4 protein-coding genes are annotated in these 4,226 nt (G+C 47.0%); 3 read left to right on the top strand and 1 reads right to left on the bottom strand.

Annotation, left to right across the window (positions count from 1 at the left end; genetic code table 11):
- The first annotated feature begins 342 nt into the window (after nucleotides 1–342).
- The gene (locus MHM85_RS18170) at nucleotides 343–1,068 is read left to right on the top strand and encodes an inovirus-type Gp2 protein (RefSeq protein WP_239286579.1); all 726 of its coding nucleotides are present in this window, start codon (nucleotides 343–345) and stop codon (nucleotides 1,066–1,068) included.
- Between the two features lie 1,477 nt (nucleotides 1,069–2,545).
- Nucleotides 2,546–2,905: a hypothetical protein gene (locus MHM85_RS18165; protein ID WP_239286580.1), complete on the top strand. Its 360-nt coding sequence runs from the start codon at nucleotides 2,546–2,548 to the stop codon at nucleotides 2,903–2,905.
- Between the two features lie 14 nt (nucleotides 2,906–2,919).
- Here MHM85_RS18165 and MHM85_RS18160 read toward each other — a convergent pair whose 3' ends face one another.
- Nucleotides 2,920–3,171: a hypothetical protein gene (locus MHM85_RS18160; RefSeq protein ID WP_239286581.1), complete on the bottom strand. Its 252-nt coding sequence runs from the start codon at nucleotides 3,169–3,171 to the stop codon at nucleotides 2,920–2,922.
- Between the two features lie 278 nt (nucleotides 3,172–3,449).
- On the opposite strand from MHM85_RS18160, the gene MHM85_RS18155 reads away from it, so the two are divergent.
- Entirely contained in the window at nucleotides 3,450–4,145 is a 696-nt protein-coding gene (locus tag MHM85_RS18155; RefSeq protein ID WP_239286582.1) for a recombinase family protein, read from the top strand.
- The last annotated feature ends 81 nt before the right edge of the window (nucleotides 4,146–4,226 follow it).

The following is a 4,226-nucleotide window of genomic DNA, read 5'->3' as shown; positions in this document are numbered from 1 at the left end:
CCTCATTGAACGAATAGAAAAACTATCAAATGAAGCGAATCGATAGGTATATACTTATGTACCTGTTCTAAAAACTGTTCCAAGATGGAGCGGGGCGAGATAAAGCCATGCAAACTTTTCTCACACGCTTTAAACAGCGATCTATCCCCGCCAAAACCTACACATTGCCCAAGACAATCAGAACTAAGCCCCCATACCATGCGGGCTACAGAGACTTTTTTGTGCCAGGCTTTGAGTAAGCCACCACTCCCATCGCGGGATTATTTGGTTGCTTACCATTAATACAGGGGTACCTACCAAGATTATTAGGGCTATTAACAATTTGGGTCACAGGAGACATCAATGAAAAGAAGACACTACACAATTACAACTGAAACACAGTATAGGAACTTTGATATCTACTCAAACAAACGTAAGACAGCCAAAGGCCACTACGTTGATATACTTGATAGAACTTTCAATGGCATTGAAGAGCTATTCACCCACACCAGTAGGATTAACGTTATACGCTTCGACTTAGCCTTCAAAAATGCTGATGAGTTCGTAGAGATCGAAGATGACGCCAGCAAGCTTGTTTCCAACTTCTTTACTCGATTAAAAAGAAGACTCAAGGCATGGACAGATGAGGACGGTAACAACAAAGGGATCGATGACATCTTCCACGTATTCGTAAGAGAACGTTCCAAAGAGAAGAAGGCTCACTTTCACTGCGCTATAGCATTCAAGAGCATCAGCAAGTATTCAACAGCGATATCAAAAAACGGTGAGTACCAGTGGATCTACAAGAAGATTGCAGATGCTTGGTTAGAAACCTGTGCAATAGGAAACGTTAACTTTGGTAGCCGTTGGAAAGGCAAACAGGTTAATCACTTCTATTGTGTAGACAGAAAAGACATAGATGGGCAAGCGAACTTGATGAAAGGATTGAGTTATCTATCAAAGGTCAACACCAAGGAAAAGCTACCCAAGAGCACTAGGATGTTCACCTTCTCACGATCAATAGGCAAGGGGCCAACAGCCTTTAAACTTGATGGTGCTAAGGACAGAAATGAACAGGAAGCAGCCTAAACCAGAGATTTCAAGCAGGGGTACCGATCTCTGAGTGCCTACCTGCTTACCAGCGACACAGACAATTTGAATTTTGAGATTCGCATAGTCCCGCTAGCAGGTCACACATAGGGAGCGAGTAAGCAACGACATAGCACACGCTCTTGTCTTTCCGCTTCGCTTCAAGACAGCGAGCCCTCCCTCAACCTGATAGGTTTCGAGATAGTCCGCTTGCTTCCCACTATCAGCGAGACATTGGCATGTCCCTGCCCCCTCTACGCGCTGGGAAGACACATCACAAGATGCTGTATCGCTTTGATCAGTAGGCATTGGCCTTGATCGCCTCAGGCGCTTTATGGTGGCCTCGTCTGTTCCCGCTTCACCGTTCGCGACACTGCCAGGTTGCTCGATGCCTGACAATCGTTGGATGCGCGTCGCACGCTGGATGTATGTAGAGTTTCCCCGTTTCATCCGACAACTACAGCATGGAAGGCAACAGCAACGTGATTTCCAATCCTTCCAGCTACGCTTCAAAGCGCTGAAGTAGCTGCAAGAAAGACGGATTCATTTCAAAGGAGGGAAGCAAGGCTTGGCAGACCATCGAAGAATGCGATAATCTACAGGAACGGTTTTCTTCCTTGCTTTCTCCAAGTGAAGAATCACAGAGAAGCCTCAGTGTTGGTCGCACTGGGGCTTTTCGCTTTCTGCGGAATAGCATCACTTCTCAACGTCTCTAAGTCAATCCTGACATTGCTAATGAAATAGCATAAGCCAAGCCAACAGCTAGACCTCAACTCCTACGCACGCCATACAAGCCTAGAAACAGCCATAGAAAGGATTTAGGCACCTTACCCATGCCTACCTACAGGGTAACGCACAAAACCCCTCAGAACGCCTCACAGAGCGATATAAAGCCGTATGGAAAACACGTCTAGTCGTTTGCAATCTTGGTGCCTAAACTAAGACGCAACAGCGCAACGCAACAAAAGGCTCCACTGTGCAACAGACGATTAGCCAGGCTTCCCAGCTATACGGAAAGGCAAGATCCACCATACATAGAGCAATAGCTAATGGTCGCCTGTCATGCTCAGTACGTGGCGATGGGGTGAGAGTAATAGACCTAGCAGAACTCATCAGGCTATGGGGCGAACCGACTAACAAGCCAGAGCCAACGCAACAGAACGCAACAACCGAATTGGAGCCAACGCAACACGCGCTTATTGCAGAGCTTCAAGCTTTACGGGCTGAATTGAGAGAACTACGTGAAGAGGTGAAAGAATTGCGACGCTTACCGGCTCCACAGCAAAAAGTAGAGCAGCCACCAGCACCAGAGCCCTCAGATTTTAAGCCACGCCACCAATTCAGTGACTTCATAGACGCCTTACGCAAGAACCAGAGCTAACATTCACTCCACCCTGTTTAGGGTAGATTCGATATGTGAAGCTCTGACCACATGGGCTTAGCTAGATATTTCCAGCATGGCATGGAGTGGGTATGCATGAGTGAGCTAGATTCGTATCTCTTAGTAGCGTTGTCTTGCACGATCTGCGGCTTTTTCATCGGTATGGGCCAGACCATAATGACGATAGAGGATGGTCACTTTGATACCCCGCTGACGCCAGAAATAAAAATGGTTTTCTCTCTGGCTGGTCTTGTGGGTACTGGGTATTTCATAGCGTGGTTATGGGTCTCGCATCAACCCATGTTCAAGCTCATTCCAGTACTTGTATTGGCCTATCTAGCAGCAATTCTTGGTGGTGGTCTCACCAAAGCAAAAATCACTACCTGGTTTCCAGCTATGGGATTGGTGATAGTGCCGATTATGTTCCATGTTGCACGTTATTGGGAGCTAGCTTGATAGATCGAAAATAATCACTCAGCACCACCAATGCCCTCTCTGATACAGGCAGCTTTCCCATTAAACCAACCAGCCATCCAAGCATCTCGCTGTGCAGTTTTAACCGCATACGGGCAAGCCGATCTACCAAACCCTGGCGGCATTCCTGCTAGGTGCCAAGCAACCGCATTCAGCAAGCCTGCGTGCCATTCGTCGCTACAATCCTTGCCCCAGTCAGCGGTGGTAAGCATTGCCTTAGCTTCATCCCAATGGTGTTGCTCGATCATTCTGGTAAGTCCTTCCAGTAGTGCCGCTGTCGTAAGTTTTATTGTGTCATACGGACTAGCCGCATACACCAATCAAAATCGCCTTCTACAAGCCATATTAATGGCTAGAAACCGTTTTCTATCTCTAACCTAGGCTACCCTACTGCTTCGTCCTAGAACGCCTTAAATCGCTTTCTACGCTGATTTACAGCCATTCAAAAGAGGGTAGACATATTCTCCCTATGGGGTATAAAATTAACTAACGAACATTACTCAATTTTATACCACAGGAGAACAACATGAAAATAGTCGCATATCAGCGTGTATCAACGGCTCGCCAAGGAGCCAGCGGCTTAGGGCTAGAAGCGCAGACTCACGCAATCAACGAATACGCCAGGCAGCGTGAAGCAACGATCCTAGAAACCTTCACGGAAGTCGAAAGCGGTAAGAACAATGACCGTCCCGAACTGACAAAGGCGCTTCATCTTGCAAAAGTAACAGGCTCCACTTTGGTCATTGCCAAACTAGACCGCCTATCCCGTAACGCATCATTTCTGCTGGCGCTAAGAGACTCAGGCGTTAAGTTCATCGCTGCTGATATGCCAGATGCTAACGAGCTAACCGTGGGAATCATGAGTCTGGTAGCACAGCAAGAACGTGAGGCCATATCGAAACGCACCAAAGATGCACTACAAGCGGCGAAAGCCAGAGGCGTGAAGCTAGGCAATCCAAATGGTGCTGACGCTCTTAAGCGGGCTGGTAAGGGCAATAAGGCTGGTGTTGAAACCATCAAACTAAAGGCAGACAGGCACGCAGCCAACCTAAAGCCTGTCATAGATGCTCTGAAAGCAGAAGGAGTAACCTCACTGAACGAAATAGCTAAGTCATTGAATAAAAAGGGAATGCTGACTCAACGGAAAGGTCGCTGGCATAAAACAACTGTCAAAAACCTCATTGAACGAATAGAAAAACTATCAAATGAAGCGAATCGATAGGTATATACTTATGTACCTGTTCTAAAAACTGTTCCAAGATGGAGCGGGGCGAGATAAAGCCATGCAAACTTTTCTCACACG

Origin of the sequence: Halomonas sp. McD50-4, from assembly GCF_022348135.1 — a bacterium.
Lineage (GTDB): Bacteria > Pseudomonadota > Gammaproteobacteria > Pseudomonadales > Halomonadaceae > Vreelandella > Vreelandella piezotolerans.
Note: the sequence above shows the minus strand (reverse complement) of the source record. Positions and strands in the feature narration are given on the sequence as shown.

Bases quoted from the DNA above. Each gene is read 5' to 3' on its own strand.
- MHM85_RS18170 (WP_239286579.1), top strand. From the start codon at position 343: ATGAAAAGAAGACACTACACAATTACAACTGAAACACAGTATAGGAAC.
- MHM85_RS18165 (WP_239286580.1), top strand. From the start codon at position 2,546: ATGAGTGAGCTAGATTCGTATCTCTTAGTAGCGTTGTCTTGCACGATC.
- MHM85_RS18160 (WP_239286581.1), bottom strand. From the start codon at position 3,171: ATGATCGAGCAACACCATTGGGATGAAGCTAAGGCAATGCTTACCACC.
- MHM85_RS18155 (WP_239286582.1), top strand. From the start codon at position 3,450: ATGAAAATAGTCGCATATCAGCGTGTATCAACGGCTCGCCAAGGAGCC.